The organism is Qipengyuania gaetbuli, from assembly GCF_020524765.1.
GTDB classification, from domain to species: domain Bacteria; phylum Pseudomonadota; class Alphaproteobacteria; order Sphingomonadales; family Sphingomonadaceae; genus Qipengyuania; species Qipengyuania gaetbuli_A.
The window spans coordinates 1,633,807-1,651,290 of record NZ_JAIVLR010000001.1; the positions used below are offsets into that span (position 1 = coordinate 1,633,807).

The 17,484-nt window shown below is 62.0% G+C and carries 16 protein-coding genes and 1 tRNA gene; 8 read left to right on the forward strand and 9 right to left on the reverse strand.

All coding sequences use genetic code 11. The features are described from left to right. Nucleotides 1-20: 20 nt before the first annotated feature. Together LC083_RS08260 and LC083_RS08265 are read left to right on the forward strand one after the other, a co-directional pair. Nucleotides 21-848, forward strand: a complete 828-nt coding sequence (locus LC083_RS08260) for a DUF692 domain-containing protein (protein ID WP_226699947.1) — start codon at nucleotides 21-23, stop codon at nucleotides 846-848. Further along, nucleotides 845-1,597, forward strand: coding sequence for a putative DNA-binding domain-containing protein (locus LC083_RS08265; RefSeq protein WP_226699948.1), 753 nt, complete (start codon nucleotides 845-847; stop codon nucleotides 1,595-1,597). Before LC083_RS08260 ends, LC083_RS08265 begins: the two co-directional genes overlap by 4 nt. On the opposite strand, the gene LC083_RS08270 is transcribed toward LC083_RS08265, so the two are convergent. Continuing rightward, nucleotides 1,591-2,553, reverse strand: coding sequence for an SDR family NAD(P)-dependent oxidoreductase (locus tag LC083_RS08270; RefSeq protein WP_226699949.1), 963 nt, complete (start codon nucleotides 2,551-2,553; stop codon nucleotides 1,591-1,593). The two genes, LC083_RS08265 and LC083_RS08270, sit on opposite strands and share 7 nt — an antisense overlap. 101 nt (nucleotides 2,554-2,654) lie before the next feature. Then, on the reverse strand, nucleotides 2,655-3,896 hold the full coding sequence (locus tag LC083_RS08275; RefSeq protein ID WP_226699950.1) for a mechanosensitive ion channel: 1,242 nt from the start codon (nucleotides 3,894-3,896) through the stop codon (nucleotides 2,655-2,657). 109 nt (nucleotides 3,897-4,005) lie between these two features. Here LC083_RS08275 and LC083_RS08280 point away from each other — a divergent pair, with 109 nt between their 5' ends. After that, a complete protein-coding gene (locus LC083_RS08280) occupies nucleotides 4,006-5,013 on the forward strand; it encodes an isoaspartyl peptidase/L-asparaginase family protein (protein ID WP_226699951.1) in 1,008 nt (335 codons plus the stop codon). Between the two features lie 203 nt (nucleotides 5,014-5,216). Then, nucleotides 5,217-5,666, forward strand: coding sequence for a hypothetical protein (locus LC083_RS08285; protein WP_226699952.1), 450 nt, complete (start codon nucleotides 5,217-5,219; stop codon nucleotides 5,664-5,666). 58 nt (nucleotides 5,667-5,724) lie between these two features. On the opposite strand, the gene LC083_RS08290 is transcribed toward LC083_RS08285, so the two are convergent. Then, entirely contained in the window at nucleotides 5,725-6,618 is an 894-nt protein-coding gene (locus LC083_RS08290; protein WP_226699953.1) for a prephenate dehydratase, read from the reverse strand. 133 nt (nucleotides 6,619-6,751) lie between these two features. Here LC083_RS08290 and LC083_RS08295 point away from each other — a divergent pair, with 133 nt between their 5' ends. Next, entirely contained in the window at nucleotides 6,752-7,453 is a 702-nt protein-coding gene (locus LC083_RS08295) for a c-type cytochrome (protein ID WP_226699954.1), read from the forward strand. 61 nt (nucleotides 7,454-7,514) lie between these two features. Here LC083_RS08295 and LC083_RS08300 read toward each other — a convergent pair whose 3' ends face one another. The 3 genes from LC083_RS08300 to LC083_RS08310 form a co-directional block, all read right to left on the reverse strand. Continuing rightward, nucleotides 7,515-8,180, reverse strand: a complete 666-nt coding sequence (locus tag LC083_RS08300) for an RlmE family RNA methyltransferase (protein WP_160608892.1) — start codon at nucleotides 8,178-8,180, stop codon at nucleotides 7,515-7,517. Then, a complete protein-coding gene (locus LC083_RS08305) occupies nucleotides 8,173-9,408 on the reverse strand; it encodes a Ppx/GppA phosphatase family protein (RefSeq protein ID WP_226699955.1) in 1,236 nt (411 codons plus the stop codon). Before LC083_RS08305 ends, LC083_RS08300 begins: the two co-directional genes overlap by 8 nt. Nucleotides 9,409-9,511: 103 nt before the next feature. Then, nucleotides 9,512-10,456 carry a sulfotransferase family protein gene (locus LC083_RS08310; protein WP_226699956.1) on the reverse strand — a complete coding sequence of 315 codons (945 nt, stop codon included), beginning with the start codon at nucleotides 10,454-10,456 and terminating at the stop codon, nucleotides 9,512-9,514. A gap of 164 nt (nucleotides 10,457-10,620) precedes the next feature. Here LC083_RS08310 and LC083_RS08315 point away from each other — a divergent pair. Further along, nucleotides 10,621-10,694, forward strand: a tRNA-Gln gene (locus LC083_RS08315). Between the two features lie 515 nt (nucleotides 10,695-11,209). Here the strand turns inward: LC083_RS08315 and LC083_RS08320 are convergent. Beyond that, nucleotides 11,210-12,454, reverse strand: coding sequence for a hypothetical protein (locus LC083_RS08320; RefSeq protein WP_226699957.1), 1,245 nt, complete (start codon nucleotides 12,452-12,454; stop codon nucleotides 11,210-11,212). Between the two features lie 318 nt (nucleotides 12,455-12,772). Next, nucleotides 12,773-13,324: a hypothetical protein gene (locus LC083_RS08325; protein ID WP_226699958.1), complete on the reverse strand. Its 552-nt coding sequence runs from the start codon at nucleotides 13,322-13,324 to the stop codon at nucleotides 12,773-12,775. 445 nt (nucleotides 13,325-13,769) lie between these two features. On the opposite strand from LC083_RS08325, the gene LC083_RS08330 reads away from it, so the two are divergent. Together LC083_RS08330 and LC083_RS08335 are read left to right on the forward strand one after the other, a co-directional pair. Next, nucleotides 13,770-13,952, forward strand: a complete 183-nt coding sequence (locus LC083_RS08330) for a hypothetical protein (protein WP_226699959.1) — start codon at nucleotides 13,770-13,772, stop codon at nucleotides 13,950-13,952. A 311-nt stretch (nucleotides 13,953-14,263) separates the two neighbouring features. Next, a protein-coding gene (locus LC083_RS08335; protein WP_226699960.1) for an IS3 family transposase occupies nucleotides 14,264-15,413 on the forward strand; the annotation gives its coding sequence in 2 pieces (ribosomal slippage) (nucleotides 14,264-14,520 and nucleotides 14,519-15,413; 1,152 coding nt in all). Between the two features lie 887 nt (nucleotides 15,414-16,300). Here LC083_RS08335 and ubiM read toward each other — a convergent pair. After that, complete coding sequence (gene ubiM, locus LC083_RS08340; protein ID WP_226699961.1) at nucleotides 16,301-17,470, reverse strand: 5-demethoxyubiquinol-8 5-hydroxylase UbiM; 1,170 nt, start codon at nucleotides 17,468-17,470, stop codon at nucleotides 16,301-16,303. Nucleotides 17,471-17,484: the final 14 nt, after the last annotated feature.

A 17,484-nucleotide genomic window follows, 5' to 3' on the forward strand; every position in this document is an offset into this window, starting at 1 on the left:
CCATGCTGCCGGAGACAACCATGACGAGCATCGCGCCCTTCCACGGCTTCGGCCTCGGCCTCAGGCGGACGCATTATGCGGACTTCCTCGAAGGCGACGTGCCGGTCGATTTCGTCGAGGTGATCTCGGAAAACTACATGGTGGAAGGCGGCAAGCCGCTGCGCATCCTGGAACAGGTGCGCGCGAAGCATCCGGTGATCCTCCACGGCGTTTCGCTGTCGATCGGCTCGGCCCACGGGATGGACCACGATTACCTTGCGAAGCTGAAGGCGCTGATCGACCGGATCGAGCCGCTCTGGGCGTCCGACCATTTGTGCTGGACGCACAACAGCGCCCATAATTCGCACGACCTCCTGCCCCTGCCGCTCACGCGCGAGGCGCTGGAGGTAGTGTGTGAGAATATCGACCGTGCGCAGACCGCGCTCGGCCGCGTAATGCTGTTCGAGAACCCGTCTAGCTATCTCACCTTTCCGGAGGACGAGATGGCGGAATGGGAGTTTCTGTCCGAAATGGCGCGGCGCACGGGGTGCTACCTGCTGCTCGACGTGAACAACGTCCATGTCAGCGCGCAGAACCATGGCTTCTCGGCGCAGGACTACATCGCCGGCCTGCCGCTCGACCGCGTGCGCCAGATCCACCTTGCCGGACACACGCCGGGCGAGATCGTCATCGACACGCACGACCGTGAGGTCTGCGGCGAGGTGTGGGCGCTTTACGCGGAAACCGTGGCCCGCACCGGTCCCGTCGCCACCATGATCGAACGCGACGACAAGATCCCCCCGCTGGCCGAATTGCTCGGCGAACTCGACCACGCCCGCGCACTGGCGGCGCAGCGGATCGCGGCATGAGTGCGCTTGCCCAGGTGCAGGACGCGATGCTGGCGCGTATCCTCGACGAGGACCTGCCGCTTCTGCCTGGCTGGACCCCGCGCCATGCAGCGGGGCTTGCGGTCTATCGCAACAATTATCGCTCCGCGCTGGTCGAGGCGCTGCGATCCACTTTCGAGCGGACCGCGCGGCTGGTCGGCGAGGACAGTTTCGAGCGCGCCGCCGCGCATCACGTGATTACCCATCCTCCAACCAGTTGGACCCTCGACCTTGCAGGCGAGGGGTTCGATGCGACCTGCGCGCAGCTGTTCGCGCAGGACCCCGAAGTTGCCGAGCTCGCCTGGCTGGAATGGGCCATGCACCGCGCCTTCGTCGCGCGCGATGCGGCAAGGCTCGACGGGGCGGGGTTTGCTGCAGCGACGGCGAGCTACGGCGATGCGGACTGGGCCGGATTGCGGCTGCGCTTCGTGCCCGGCATCGCTCTACGCACGCTCCGTCACGACGTGAAACGTCTCTGGTCAGACAGGGACGCGCACCTTCTGGAAGAGGTCGCCTGCTGCATCGTCTGGCGCGAGGGTGAGCGGCCGGTTTTCCAGCAGGTACCCTTGCCCGAGGGGGAGGCCCTGTCCGCCATGGAGCGGGGCGCAAGTTTCGCCGAAGCCTGCGAGCTGTTGTCCGGCCTGCTGGGCGAGGACGAGGCACCGGCCGCCGCCGGGGCCATGCTCGCACGCTGGCTGGCAGAAGGGCTGGTGGAAACCCTCGCTCAGTAAGCGAAGGTTTCGCCCACCATTTCCTCGCTTATCGCCCACAGGCGGTCGGCATTGCCCTTGTCGATGGCATAGCTGCGCACGCCGCCGCCGGGGCTTTCGTCGTCCTGGTCGGCCACGTGGCAATTCTCGCAATAGAGCCCGCCTGCGCCTTCCAGCTCTTCCGCCGTGGCTGCCCAGCAAGTCGTCGCCGCGCCTTGCGGGATGGACTTGAAGGGTTCGGGCGTCTGGCCCGATGCTTCCGCGTTCTTGCGGATACGCTCGACCAGATCGGCCATGTCCTGTTCGGTCATGTGACGGCTGAGATTGGTCATGATGCCGCCCGGGTGCAGCGAATAGGCATGGATGCCCTTGTCGGCGAGACGGTCCTCGAGGCCCACGGCGAAGAGCACGTTGGCGGTCTTGGACTGTCCGTAGCTCTGCCATTTCTCGTATTCGCGGCGCTCGAAATTGGGATCGTCGAAATCGACCGGCGCGATGTGATGGCCGCGGCTCGACAGGTTTACGATGCGCGGACGCTCGCCCTGCTCGAGCAGCGGGACGAGGTGATTGGTCAGCACGAAATGCCCGAGGTGGTTGGTGCCGAACTGCATCTCGAACCCGTCGGCGGTCTTGGCCTCGTCGCAGGCCATGACGCCTGCGTTGTTGATCAGGAGATCGATCTTGTCGAACCGCTCGTTCGCTTCCTTCGCAGCCGCCCGCACACTGTCGAGCGAAGCGAGATCGCAGACCAGCGTTTCCACGCTGGCGCCGGTTTCCTGCGAAATTTCCGATGCGGCTTCGGCCAGCTTGGCTTCGTCGCGGCCGGACAGGATCAAATGCGCGCCTTTCGCGCCCATGGCCCGTGCCGTTTCGCGTCCGAGGCCGGAATAGGCGCCGGTAATCAGCACCGTCCTGCCGGTCAGATCCTTGCCTTCGAGGACTTCGTCCGCCGTGCTTTCATAACCGAACTTGCTCATCATCCTGTCTCCCCTTGGGCAGGGTGCGGCTTAGCACAAAGGAAAGGGGGCGCGAGACCTTATCGTCCCGCGCCCCCTCCTTGCGTCCCCTTGGGGTCTCGTTATGCGCCCGGCGGCAGCGGGTCGTTGGCCGTGCCCGCCTTGCGCTTCTTCGGCTTCGGAGCAGCGCCTGCAGCACCGGCGAGGTCGCTGTCCATCTGGTCGAGCTTGCGTGCCGCCCAGTCGCGTCCGCCGAGGCCGAAGGCGAGTGCGCCTGCGACCGCGACACCCGCGATCAGGATGGTCAGCGCATTGGCCGGGATCATCCCGCCGATGCCGGTGAACTGCAGGCCCATGAAGACGAACAGGATGATCGTCGCCCAGCGCACGATGGTCGCCGCGGTCGCGTTCTCCCCGTCGCCCGAGATGAGCCGGGCCAGCAAATTGGCGATGAAGAAGCCGAAGGCGATCACCACCGCACCGAAGATCACCTTGCCGCCCAGTTCGAGCACGGCATCGAGGATCGCGGTCAGTTCGGGAAAGCCCAGCAACCTGGTCGCCGCGATGGCGAAGAACAGGATGATGGCCACCTGCACGACGCGGGCGATGATGGTGGATGCGCGGGCATTTTCGCCCATCATCCCGCTTTCCGCCAGCGCCCTGTCGACGCCGAGGCCGGGCAGGACTTCCTTCAGCACCTGCACCACGAACTTGCTGATCAGGTAGCCGATGCCCAGCAGCACCGCGGCAGCGATGATGTTCGGGATGGCGTTGAAGATCAGCTGCAGCATGGAACTGGCAGGCCGTGAGATGCTCTCGATATTGAGCGCATCGAGCGCCATGATCGCCACGAAGATCACGATCACCGCATAGACGATGGTCGCGATCGTATTGCTGATCGCGGTGTTGCCGGTGACATTGTCGACCCCGCCGCGATTGGCCCATTTGTCGAAATCGACCGTCTGCAGCGTGGTGACGATGAGATCGCGCACGATCCGCGCCACCATCAGGCCGATGAAGAAGATCAGCCCTGCACCCACCAGGTTCGGGATGAACGCGACCACGTTTTCGAGCAGGCTGTCGACCGGCCCTGCCACGGCGCCGAGGCCCAGTACCTGCAGGATCACCAGCAGGCCGAACAGCCAGATCAGCAGCGAGACGATCTTGCCGAGCGATGCCCCCAGCGACGAACCGCTGCCGGTGCCCCGCTGGAAGAAGGATATGTTGTCGACCAGCTTGGCGAATGCCCACTTGGCCGCTTTCGCCGCAGCCCAGGTTATGAGCAGGACGATAAGTGCAAGTCCGACCTTTTCGATGACGGTCATCGCCACCTCTTCGTCGAAGCGATATCTACCGATTTGCATGAAACCTCTCCCCATTGGTTCCCCTACGGCATGGCCTATCACGCTGTCGGAAATATCCAAAAATCCACGAAACACTGGAGTGGATAACTTTGGCTGCTATCACGCTCGCATGAGAGGATTTTCCACCCGCTTCGCCTTCGCGGCCACGGGCTTCGCGCTCGCCGTTTCGTACCCCGTCTCGGCGCAGGACCATGCGCAGGCCGGATGGTCGCTCGCCATCCATGGCGGCGCCGGCACCATCGCGCGCGACAGCATGACGCCCGAAGAGGACGCCGCGCATCGCGCTGCCTTGCAGGCCGCGCTCGATGCTGGCGCGAAAGTGCTGGCCGAAGGCGGCAGCGCGCTCGATGCGATCGAGGCGGCGATCCTGATCATGGAAGACGAGCCGCGCTTCAACGCGGGCAAGGGCGCGGTCTACACCTGGGACGCGACGCACGAACTCGATGCCTCCATCATGGACGGCCGCACGCGCGATGCCGGCGCGGTCGCAGGCGTCACCACCGTACGCAATCCCATCCTGCTCGCGCGCAAGGTGATGACCGACAGCCCCCACGTGATGCTGTCGGGCAAAGGCGCGGAAAGCTTCGCCGCGGAACAGGGCATCGAGCTCGTCCCGCCGAGCTATTTCGATACCGAGTTCCGCCTGAAAGCGCTGGAACGGATGAAGGCGAAGCAGCTGTCCGCGCTCGATGTGGACGTGAAATTCGGCACGGTCGGCGCAGTGGCTCTCGACAGGCACGGCAACCTGGCCGCAGGCACTTCTACCGGCGGCATGACCGGCAAGCGCTGGGGCCGCGTGGGCGATGCGCCGATCATCGGGGCCGGCACCTATGCCGACGACCGCGCCTGCGCCGTGTCGGCGACCGGCTGGGGCGAGTTTTTCATCCGCGTGGGCGTCGCCCGCTCGATCTGCGCACTCATGGAATACGAGGATCAAAGTGCGCAGGCTGCCAGCGACGCGGTCATGGACGACGTGAAGGCGCTGGGCGGCGATGGCGGCGTAATCGTCGTCTCACCGTCGGGCGAGGCTGTCTTCAGCTTCAACACCGCCGGCATGTACCGTGGCCGCGCCACCAGTGCAGGCGTCAACGAAGTCGCGATATACGGGGACGAATAGCTCCGAGTCGCGAGGCGGCGGCGGGTCGCGAAAGCCGCGATCTGGCCTGCTTTTCAGGCGTTTGCGCCCCTCTTTTGACTCTCGGGACGGCAAGGCGCAGCCTGCCGCCAGCGTTGGGGGACGAAAATCCATCACAACGGGCCGCGTAAGGTCCTGACGCCGAAGTCACGGGTCGTTCAACTCGTCACCTAGGAGTCACAACCATGAAATCACTTACCAAATCCGTGCTCGCCGCGGGCGCGCTGCTTGTCGCCATGCCGCAGACTGCCGTGGCGCAGGACCAGTACCCGCTCAAGGGCGCGGAATGGATCGAGGTCACCGGCATCAGCCTTGAGGACGGCGGGGGCCTCCAATATGCCAACTGGCTGGCAGGCGAATGGCGCAAGCGCATGGACTATGCCGTCTCGCAGGGCTGGATCGAAAGTTACGAGATCTGGTCGAACGCCTATGCGCGCCAGGGCGAGCCCGACATGTGGCTCCTCACGCGCTTCGACGATCTCGCAAGCAACGAGGAATTCGAAGAGCGCGGCAAGAAGATGCGCGCCTACATGCAGCGCAACATCCAGCAGCTGCAGTCCGAAAGCGGCGACCGGGCGAAATACCGCACCGTGCTCGGCGATGTGCTGATCAAGCGCCTCGTCTGGCGCGACTGACGATTGCCCCCCGGGAGAAGGCGGGTCGCCCTGCGGCCCGTCTTCTCTTGGTCTGCGCCTACCCGCGCTTGCGCGCGCGCGGATAGCTGCCGAGCAGGCGGACCTCGTTGGTCTGGAATGCCAGTTCCTCCAGCGCGGTGTCGACCCGCGCATCGCCCGGCGCGCCTTCGATATCGGCGAAGAACATGGTCGCTGCGAAGCTCGCGCCCTTCTGGTAGCTTTCCAGCTTGGTCATGTTGACGCCGTTCGTGGCAAAGCAGCCCAGCGCCTTGTAAAGCGCGGCGGGGATGTTCTTCACCTCGAAGATGAAGGTCGTCATCGCATCGACACCGGCCAGCGCGCCCGGCGCGAGCGGTTCCTTCGCCAGCACGACGAAGCGCGTGGTGTTGTCATGCGCGTCCTCGACCGCGTCTTCCACGATCCTGAGGCCGTAGAGATCGGCAGCAAGCGGCGGGGCGATGGCGGCGATATTCGCCTCGCCCGTCTCCGCCACATAGGCCGCTGCGCCCGCCGTATCGGCATAGCTCATGCCGGTGATGCCCCGCGCGCGCAGGAATTCGCGCGACTGGCCGAGCGCTTGCGGATGGCTGTAGGCCGCCTCGAACGGACCGTCGCCGACCGCCATCAGCGCATGGGTGATGCGCATGAAATGTTCGGCCACGATCGCCAGCCCGCTTTCGGGCAGCAGGAAGTGGATATCCGCCACGCGGCCGTGCTGGCTGTTCTCGATCGGGATCATCGCGCAGCCGGCCGCGCCGCTCTTCACGGCATCGAGCGCATCCTCGAAACTGAAACAGGGCAGGGGCAGCGCTTCGGGCGCGAACTGCATCGCCGCCTGGTGCGAATTGGAACCGGGCGCACCGCCGAAAGCGATGGCGCGCGCGGGTTCCTCGGCGGCGGCGGCGCGCATGGAATCGACCATGGCGAGGGCGGGCTTGGCGAAATTACGCATGGGATGCCGCTGCTAGGCACCACTTGCACCCATCGCAAGCGCTATTGCACAGGGCGGACTTGCACGAAGGCGCGCACGGCACTAGAGCGGCGCGCAACCATAGATCACACGGATTCTCGCAGGTTCTCACGCAATGGACGACCGTTTCAACACCACCGCCGGCTGGGTACTCTTCTCCGGCATCGTGGCCCTCGGGGCATCGATCGCTTCGGGCATGTACTTCCATGCCGACAGCCATGACTATCCCGAAGGCAAGGATTTCGGCTTCTTCATCGAAGGTGAAGCCGAAGAAGGCGGCGCCGATTCCGGTCCCGATCTCGGCACGCTGCTCGCTGCTGCGGACGCGACTGCCGGCGAAGCCGTCTTCGCCAAGTGCAGCGCCTGTCACACGATCAACCAGGGCGGCGCCAACGGCATCGGCCCGAACCTGTGGGGCGTCCTCGGCACCCCGATCGGCGCACATGCTGCTGGTTTCGCCTACAGCTCGGCGCTGAAGGACAAGGGCGGCACCTGGGACTATGCGGCAATGGACGCATGGCTCGCCAACCCGCGCGGTTTCGCCAATGGTACCAAGATGAGCTTTGCCGGCCTGTCGAAGCCGGAAGACCGCGCCAATGTCATCGCCTACATGAAGGCGAACGGCGGCGGCCCCGACTATCCGGCCCCGGCCGCTCCGGCCGAAGAAGCCGCGGCTGACGCACCGGGCGCGGGCGAAGGTCCGGTCGAAGGCGCACCGGTCGACGGCGCGGAAGCTGCCGGCGCGATGAGCGCGGACCAGCCCGTCGCTGCGGCCAATGCAGCCACCGACACCGGCGGCGCGACCAAGGTCGACTGAGCCACACGGCTTCAGGCAGATTTGACGAAAGGCCCCGCTTCGGCGGGGTTTTTCTTTGCCCTCAGGCCTCGCCCTTGAAGCCTTGGGCGATGACGTACCACTCGCTCGAGCCCTTGCGGCTGGCTGGCGGCTTGGCGTGCTTGACCGTCTTGAAGTGCTTCTTGAGCAGGGCGAGCAGGTCCGCATCGGTCCCGCCGGCCAGCACCTTGGCAAGGAAGGTGCCGCCCTTGTCGAGGTTCTCGACCGCGAACCAAGCGCCGGCTTCGACCAGGCCCATGGTGCGCAGATGGTCGGTCTGCTTGTGGCCGACGGTGTTGGCGGCCATGTCGCTCATCACGAGGTCCGCCTTGCCGCCCAGCGCCTCTTCCAAGACGCGCGGCGCATCGTCGTCCATGAAATCCATCTGGAAGATCGTCACGCCCTCGATCGGTTCGACTTCGAGCAGGTCGATGCCGACCACCTGCGCCTTGGGCCGCAGTTTGCGCACCACCTGGCTCCAGCCGCCCGGCGCGATGCCGAGATCGACCACGCGTTCGACGCCTTTGAGCAGGCCGAATTTCTCGTCCAGCTCGATCAGCTTGTAGGCCGCGCGGCTGCGATACCCCTCGGCCTTCGCCTGCTTCACGTAAGGGTCGTTCAGCTGCCGCTGCAGCCAGCGCGTCGACGACGCGGTGCGCTTCTTGGCGGTGCGAACCCGCGTGTCCCGATCCTTGCCCGACCTAGACATCCTGTTCCCTCATCCTTTGCAGCGCGGCGCGGCTGCGCTCGCCATCGGCATCGGCGGCCATCAGGCTGCGCAAGATGCCTTCGCGGATCCCGCGGTCGGCCACGCCCAGCGTCTGCGACGGCCATATGTCGAGGATCGATTCGAGGATGGCGCAGCCCGCCACCACCAGGTTTGCCCGATCATCGCCGATGCAGGGCAATTCCTGCCGTTCCGCCCCGCTCATGCGGGACAGGCGCGTGGAGATATCGCGCATGGCAATCGATTGGAGGATCAGCCCGTCGACCGCGCGGCGGTCGTATTGCGGGAGTTCGAGGTGCAGGCTGGCAAGCGTGGTCACCGTCCCGCTGGTGCCCAGCAGGCGGATCGGATGCTTGCCCCGCGCGTGCTCGGCAATGCGCTTGGCGAAGGGCTTGAAACTGTCGCCCACGGTGCGGCGCATGCGCGTGTAGCGGTCGAGCCGGGTTTCCAGGCTCTCGTCCGATCCGGTCACTGTGTCGGTCAGCGAAACGACGCCCCAGGGCACGCTCATCCAGTCGAGGATGCGCGGGACCGCGCCGCTCGGCTCCACCAGCACCAGTTCGGTCGATCCGCCGCCGATGTCGAAGATCACCGCCGGGCCGGGGCCGTCTTCGAGCAGGATGTGGCAGCCCAGCACGGCGAGGCGCGCTTCTTCCTGTGCGGAGATGATGTCGAGCACGATGCCCGTTTCCTGCCGCACGCGTTCGATGAACTCCTCGCCGTTGGAGGCGCGGCGGCAGGCTTCGGTCGCGACCGAGCGGGCAAGGTGGACGTGGCGGCGGCGCAGCTTTTCGGCGCAGACGTGCAGCGCGGCCAGCGTGCGCTCCATCGCGGCGTCCGACAGGCGGCCGCTGGCGGCCAGCCCTTCGCCAAGGCGCACCACGCGGCTGAAAGCGTCGATGACCGTGAAATTCTCGCCCGAGGGGCGGGCGATCAGGAGGCGGCAATTGTTAGTGCCGAGGTCGAGCGCGGCATAGGCCTGCCGCCGCTGGAAACCGCGTTCCGCGGGCGCTGTCTGCCGGTTGTTGTCGATCGGGTTGGCCTGCTTGTCCGCCGCGCGCGGTTTCGCAGGGCGCGGGGCCGGCTTTCTGCCGGGCTTGCCATCGGGCCGGGAGGGGCGCTTGTAGCGGAAATCGGCTACCTTGCCGGACGTGCCGCCCCTGTTCTTACCAGGCCCCCTTTTACTGTCCGGCGGAGAATGATCCGCCATGGGGTGTCTTCTTTCTATCCTCCCGCACGAACCAACGCGCACGGGGACTTGCCGCCGACGCTAGCGACCTAGAACCGAGGCGTAAAGTGGGAGCAGACCCAGCCTAGGCGTGCGGGCGTGTGTCGGGCAGGGGCAAGTTATAGGGCGGAGGGCGCAACCAAGCGGGCGTTCCCCTGTGTTTGATCAAAAGCCGGAGCTTGTCGAAGCGCCCGCTGAGGCCGAGGGGCGGATTGAGGATGGGATAACCGAGCCTGTGCAGCGCAATCGCGCCATATTCCTCGAAAAGGGAAATTTCCGCTGGGCTCAATTCACGCAGCCAGCGTTCGCTTTTCGACGGGTCGGGCGGGGACATTGCAGAGGTGTGATACTGCATCGAGCCGCTCGGTACCTCCTTTGCGGCCCGCGAATGGAAATCCAGCATGAGCGGATCGAAAGGCACCCCCAGGAATTCCGCTACGCGCTCCAGTTCATCTCGCGGGTGGCGGATCAGCTGTTCGTACCGCAGGGACAGGAACCGCGACCCCAGGGCCGACCCGACTTCCTCGGCGATGAGCGAAGCTGTCGCCCATGCGACCGACAAGGCACCCGGGCTTCGCGTTCCCCAATCCACTCGCTTGTGGGACAGCATGCAGGCCCGTCCGTCGCGAACCAGGTGGATGAACCGCGCCCTCGGGAACAATCGGGCGAGCCGCGCAATCTCGAATGTCTGATTGGGCGATTTGTCGCCCCAGATGCGCGAGCCCCGGCTTTCGGCATGGCCTTCGAAAAGCGCAGCAATCAACTGCGGCAGGGTTGTCGCTTGCCTTGCGGCCGCGATGCCGCGCTCGGTCAACAGATTGCCCTTGCGGACAAACGGATAGTTGCGGATCAGCTCGACAATGGTTTCGGCATCCTCGCGCTCGAGCGCGCCCTGCGCGAAGGGGAGGCGTGCAATTTCCGGAATGAACGCGGTTTCGTGCGGCACGCTGATGTCCGGATGCGCATCCAGCATCAGCCTCAGCATGGTGGTACCCGATCTTTGGAAGCCGAGTATGAAGAAGTTTTCCATCTGGCCGGCACCTCCTTCGCGGCTAGCTTGCTGGATTAGCCTTGCGGTATAGCAAAAACTAGCTTGCCCGGGCGGCACAAGCTTGACCTTGTCCCAATGCGAAACTAAGTGCGCCCCCTCTCCCGGAGGCATGCGCGATTCTCGCCGCCGCCCGGTGAGGCTGATGCCCCGTCGTCTAATGGTAAGACTACGGACTCTGACTCCGTCAATTGAGGTTCGAATCCTCACGGGGCATCCAATTTTTTCCAAGGAATTACAAAGGCTTATTTGTCGGAATAGGCCAGTTCCCGTGCTGCACGGTGCTGCACCTCTAACCCCTTGTAATTCCTTCCATTCCCCTCCTGTCCCGGCGGCTCCTTGCAGCATGGATGCAGCATGGGATGAGCGCCGAGGAGCTGATTCGGCGCTCTAATTTGCTGGGCTTGTTGCTCCTGATCAGTTGCCAAAGGCCAAATCGGCACATCCCCGAACCGTAGTTTTCCGCATGAGTGCAGCGAGGGAATTGCACCCACTGCTCGATTGGTAATTGGGGCTGGAATTGTCCTGTGGCTTCAAGGGCGCGGTCCCAGGCCATCGCTCAACCGACATGACGGGATTGAACCGCGATTGGAGTTACCGCGACTTTCGACCTTGCGAAGTTGTCCCACTAGCCGTCGCAGTCGTAAGCTTGATTGCAGGCACTACTAATCGATGAAGCTCAACCAGCCTACTCTGAGCTTACAGCTGTGGCACTCGCTCACCAGCCATTTCAGATCACCGGGCTCCTTCCGGGAAAGCCACTTTCGCTGTCGCTTCGGGGAAGTCGAACTCAATCCAAGCCTGGTCCAGCCTTCTTTCACCGTAAATCAGGAAGCTGCAGACAGCGTCTTCGTACAGGGAGGCGTATAGGACATTAAGATCTGGTGGCGGAGTGGCCCCGCTTTCGACCCACCGGTGAATCTGATCAACATGCGCAGTGATTTTCCTATCCTCCGAGTTCCGAAGGAATTCCGATCGCGCTAGCCCTCGCGCGGCCGCCGCTTGGAAGTTAGGAGAGTCCTTCCGTTCGTTGGCCAAGATCGGCAAAATCCTGCGAAGGTGTACGAAGCTTTCTTCCGAATAGTCCAAGGGGTCGGGAAGCCCTTGAAACGCGCTAAACCCGTCCAAGCCTCGATACCCACGTGCCTGCAAATCGCTGGCGAGCACCTTCGCATCCTCAGTCGCCTGTTCCCTCGGTCCGAGGCTGAAAGACCTGCCTTGTTCGGCGGCCATAGTCTCGAAGCCTAAGCTATTGAGGAGTTGGGACCGATAGGTTTCAGCAGGTTGCAGGATGGCCCGCGCTTCTTCCTCCGACGGTTCATGAAAAAGGCTCGCCTCGTGCAGGGTCCGGGTTGAAGGTTCGAGTCCATCGAGTTCCTGGTCAATCCAATCTTCGAGAATCCCCCCGAGGCGGTCGCGCAGGAAATCGATGAAGGCGGGTTCTTCTGAGAAGAGGGCTAACAGCTTTCGTTGCCGAACTCCGAAGCGCTTGTCTTTTACGGCGACCATGAGTGGCCAGGCAATCCATAGGGCTGCCTTGGCCGCGACCCCAACTCTCATTTCCTTGAGGACCAGGCTTGCGATGATAAGGCGCATCGCATCTTCATATGCATTCCGCCACTCGGCAGCTTCGGCCGGGCTCAGATTTTCATTCGCTATGCGATCGATGCGTCTTTGCTGATCTTGGAAGAACCGAGCCGGTTGCATTCCGCGCTGTCCATGGTTCGCATACCGTACATTCTCTCGCAGCTCGTATGAGCCAATCGCGAAAGACTCCATCCAGGCATCAAAATCGGGTTTTTCGCCCACCAGTAAAAGCACGAGCTTAGCGATCTCAGCTTCTCTCTCTTCCGGAGTGGTGAGAATTCGAACGATGTCCCTCGCGTCGCCTCCTGCAATTTCAGGATCCGTTGCCCAGCGCTCCCTAAACGCTTTCAGATGCTCGGGTCTGAATAGCTCTTCCAATCCGAGTTCCAACATAAATGCGACGCCTTCTAGTTGCAGTTTCGAGGCGCAGGCAGCGCATCGAACTAAAGATTTGGTGATCGAGAGATGCCATGACAAAGCCCGTCATCACTCGCTGATAACCCATGACATTTGACCATCGGAATGTTCAAACTTAGGCGGATGTCACGTGACATCCGCTTTGGCGCAATACCGTAAAAGTGGGGCACCCACTTTTACCTTTGCGGCCTCTGGAGAGGCTGTGCCGACAACGTCAGCAGGGCCACCGCACCCGCTTCGACGGGTGCTCCGGCAGGCGGGGGCATCACTATGTGATGCCCCCAAGGATGTCGATTAGTTCCCAGCATAAAATTCCGGGACAACCGTACGGTGACGATCGAGGACGATAGCAGCGATCGCCTGGTAGTCTTCGGCCTCAAGGGTCGAAAGGGCACTGCCGTCAATCCCGAATTCAGAGAACAAGCAGTCGACAAAATCGTATGTCAATTCGGACAGTTGTCGCTGGTCACGCTCTGATCGATCCCGCCGAATTTTCCGCTCGTGGGAGCGGTACTGGTGCAGCTCATGCCTGGCGATCTCGATCTTGATGATCCGACAGGCTGCATCTTCGAGGATCGGTTTCAGCTGCTCTGTTTCTTGGAGGATCAGGGCATGCCTGGTGGCGATCGGTCCCGCATTGGGGGTGGTCATGAGTTTGGCGCTGAAAGTGCGCTTCCTCGCATCCTCATTCCGTGTCTTCTTGGCATGAATCTGTGCGACGGTCTTCTGCAAATCCCCAACCTGACCAAAGTATCGCTCCAACACAGACGTCGCGAAGGAAAACAGGCCAGTCCTGCTCAGGAGCCCAGATTTGGTGCGGCGGTAGTTGTCATTTTCGTGGTCCATTGGTTCTCCAATACAGAATAAAAGCATCGCATTGCGATGCCTTGGCTTGACGCCGATGGAGCAGAGAATGGATCGGATGCCGCTCGTACAGCATCCATTCGGTCCTCTGCCGGGCGTAATTCTCTTGTAGGAAGAACGGAGGGCGAAAATTTCGAGATCGGGATATTTTTTTAATCGTGGCCGATCTTGTGGTAGCGAATTCCTGGGCTCACCTTCAGTAAGATGCTGACAAAGGCTTTAGTTCAGCCCAGAGGGGGTGGGTGCAGAGCATTTCGCAAGTCTAGCACCTCTCTGTTTAGGGTGACTGGCGGGCGAGCACTGCTTGCAATACGCTAGCCTGAGACGCTGGCATCAACATGGTTCGCTTTAGCCTGCACGACGAAGGCGGGCCGGCACATTTCATGGCCCAGCGCTTCGACCGCACGCCAGACGGCAAGGAGCCTAGATGCAGTCACTGCACGCAATGCGGCATTTCGATTTCGACCTGGCCCGTGCCTGCAGCTACGATCAGGTGATCGAGGCCATGCGCATGCTCAAGTTCGGAAGAGTTGCTGACCTGAAATCTGCTGAGACCCGGTCAATAATCGAAATAATCCGGGCTGCGATCAGCAGCTGGGACAGGTACTGAAATACCGCTGGAGTGGAAGCCGACACGGCACGGATGGCTAGGCGCGGTTCCAGATTATTTTAGCAGGTCAGTATGGCAGTCCGATAGACAACCGCTACCTCCTTTACCGTCAGCAGCTTCAGGGGATTTGAGAAATTATCGGACCAATTACGATCCTCGCCGGAAACGCACAATCACCATCAGCGCGAGAATTCTCTTCCGGTCATGCGATCCGCTTAATGAAACCTGCACCTCATGCCATGACCTTTGACGTGCTCCCCTGAAATGTGACCGGTTTTTGGTAGAGTCCGACGCGAAGGAGTTGGATTCGAATGAAGCGAAGCAGGTTCAGCGAAGAGCAGATCATCGCGGTTTTGAAGGAGCAGGAGGCTGGGATGCCGACGGCAGAAGTGTGCCGCCGTCACGGAATCAGCTCCGCCACGTTCTACAAGTGGAAGTCGAAGTTCGGCGGTCTGGAAGTGTCTGATGCCCGTCGGCTGCGGACGCTCGAGCAGGAGAACAGCCGGCTGAAGAAGCTGCTGGCAGAGGCGATGCTCGACAACGTCGTGCTGAAGGATCTGGCATCAAAAAATGGTAACGCCCGGCGCGAAGCGGGAAGCCGTTGCCCATGCCCGTGAACAGCACGGGCTGAGCGAGCGTCGGGCGTGTAGTCTGGTTGGCGTGAGCCGCAGAGTGATCCGTTACGAGCCGACAAGGCCGGATGACGCGGCGTTGCGACAACGGTTGCGCGAACTGGCAGCGGAACGTCGCCGGTTCGGCTATCGCCGTCTGGGCTACCTGCTGGCGCGGGAAGGCATGACGCCCAACCACAAGAAGCTGCTGCGCATCTACCGCGAGGAAGGGTTGCGCGTGCGCCGCCGTGATGGCCGTAAGCGGGCGCTGGGCACGCGCAGGCCAATGGTGCTGCCGGATGGTCCGAACCAGAGGTGGAGCCTCGACTTCGTCTCCGACAGCCTGATCTGTGGCCGACGCTTCCGCATCCTGTGCGTGGTCGACGACTACACGCGGGAATGCCTGGCGCTGGTGGCCGATACATCACTGACTGGGGCACGCGTGGCCCGGGAGTTGACCAGCCTGATAGGGATGCGCGGCAAGCCGCATACGGTGGTCAGCGACAATGGCACCGAACTGACCTCATCGGCCATCCTGCACTGGTCGCAGGAGCGGCGGGTCGAGTGGCATTACATCGCGCCGGGCAAGCCGATGCAGAACGGCTTCGTGGAAAGCTTCAATGGCCGTCTGCGCGACGAGTGCCTCAACGAGACGCTGTTCACCTCGCTGGCCCATGCCCGGTTCGTGCTCGCTGCATGGCGGCACGACTACAACACGGTCAGGCCACACTCGAAACTGGGTGGGAAGACCCCCGCCGAGATCGCCGGCGAACGTGTCTGGGGGCATGCCCCCAGACACGTTGCCATCCCATCAAACATCAATCATGAAGGAGCGAGACTCTACCTCTGAATGGTAACAATCAGGGGAGCACGTCACCTTCATTCGATCAGTAGCTTCAGCGAAGAACTGTAGCGCCACCTCGATCTCGCCCTTGCAGGTCGTCGGGGCTGTACTCAGACGAACGACCTCGGCAGTTTCATTAGTATCGAGTCCCATTGCACGCAGAACGTGGCTTGGTTCGGGAATTCCGGATGTACAGGCCGAACCTCGCGCCAAGGCGACGTCAGGCTGCAGGAGGGCAACGAGCCTCATCCAGCGTGAGCTCCACGATGTGTGGGTGGTACTCGTATGGGGTGAGAACGTCGTCCTCGATCGCCTGCCGCAAGGTGTAGCTGAAGACTATGTCGCCATAGTATTCCGTGAGGCGCCGGTTATCCCATAGGCACCTTCCTCGCCTAACAGCAGTCGAACAGAATCCGTCATATCTGCTTGCGCTCGACGATGAGCGATTCAACGTCGGCTCTTGCGAAAACGGCGAGAGAGGGCGAATGGCTGAGTTTAGGAGGTGAAACCGACATTGATTGAGGTTGTAGTTCGAAGCTGGAAATTCAATTTTGAGTCCTGAAAAAGGCATCGAACCAATGCATTAGACGGTTTTTGCGGGCCTTTTGCGGGCTCTTTGCATAAACCGAATTATCTAAATATCTGAAAATAGATGGAAAAAGAGGCCGAATGTGATGCCTCTTCTGGGCACCAGTATCTTAAATCACTGAAATATAATGATAAAATGATACGAATGTGGGTCCTTGTTTAGGATCCAATGTCATTGTCTCTGTTCGTCTTTCTCATTCCTTGGCGAACCCAGGTAATATCGGATCGAATCGTCCCAAGACAAGCCAACTAAAAATTTCTGCGGGCCTATTTCCAAAGCCCGCAGGTTTTCGCTTCATATCGCATCACGCACCTTGCATAAGCATGCGCGAGACAGCCTTGCGAGCTGGCGCAAGCCGTGCTGTCCGTATTCCCAACTGGCGGACTATTCGACCCGGGAGCCGATCGTCGGTGTACAAGCCGACAATCGCATTCGTGGCGGCATACAGGGGCCAGGTCGCTGAACGGTGTCCCGCTTGGAACCTTTTAAGAACAATCGGATGCCCCGGATCGCCTGTTTTCGCGATTCCCGACCGGACAAGGCGAACCAGACGTTCCGTTCCCGCCAAACCCAGATTGAAACCATGAGCGGTTACCGGATGCATACCCACAGCCGCATCACCAATCAGTGCTGCGCGCTCGGCCATGAAGCGATGAGCGTATGTCGTCGTCAACGGATAGCAGTGCAGTGAGGTGATCGCGCGCATCGCGCCGAACCGTCGATCAAATCGTCGGGTGAGCTCTTGTCCAAGCGCCACGGTGTCCAGTGCCGCCAGTCTGGTGGCTTCACCATCGGGCAGCGTGACCACAGCCGAGGCCTGCTTCGGAGCAAGTGGCAATAACGCAAGTGTTTGTCCGTTGTCGAACCATTCGGTCGCTATGCCTCCGTGATCTTCTTCTATCTTCACGCGTCCGACCAGCATCGACTTTCCGAGACGGTTCATGCGTGCGGAAATCCCTAGCAACCCTCTTATTGACGAAAAGCGCGAGTCGGCGGCCACCAACAGGCTCCCGCAGTGCTCAGATCCGTCGCTCAGGGTAACCTGCGCCTGATGCGGGTTCGTCCTCACCGCTTCGATACGCACGTCATCAAGCAAGCGAATATTTCGCTGTTCGGAAGCTGTGGCGAAGAGCGCCCTGCGGATATCGCAGTTGGAAACGAGCGAACCAAGCTGCCTTGAATTGGCAGAACCGGCATCGAACGATAAAGCCAGCGAGGATTTGCCATTGAGGACCCGCGCTTCGACCAAAGGAAAAACGTTCTCGGCCGGAATCTTGTCCCACGCTCCGAGACGCCTCAGCGCCGCGATCGAGCTATGGGTGAGCGCGATCTCGCGCCCGTCGAAGACTGGCTCGGCCAGTCGGTGTTTGTCCTGAGGCTCGATCAACACGACCTCAAGTCCAGCTTTCGCAAGCCCGATGGCCAGCGCTAGTCCTGCAGGTCCGGCGCCGCCTATCAGTACGGGATTGGTCATATCGAAGCTTCCTT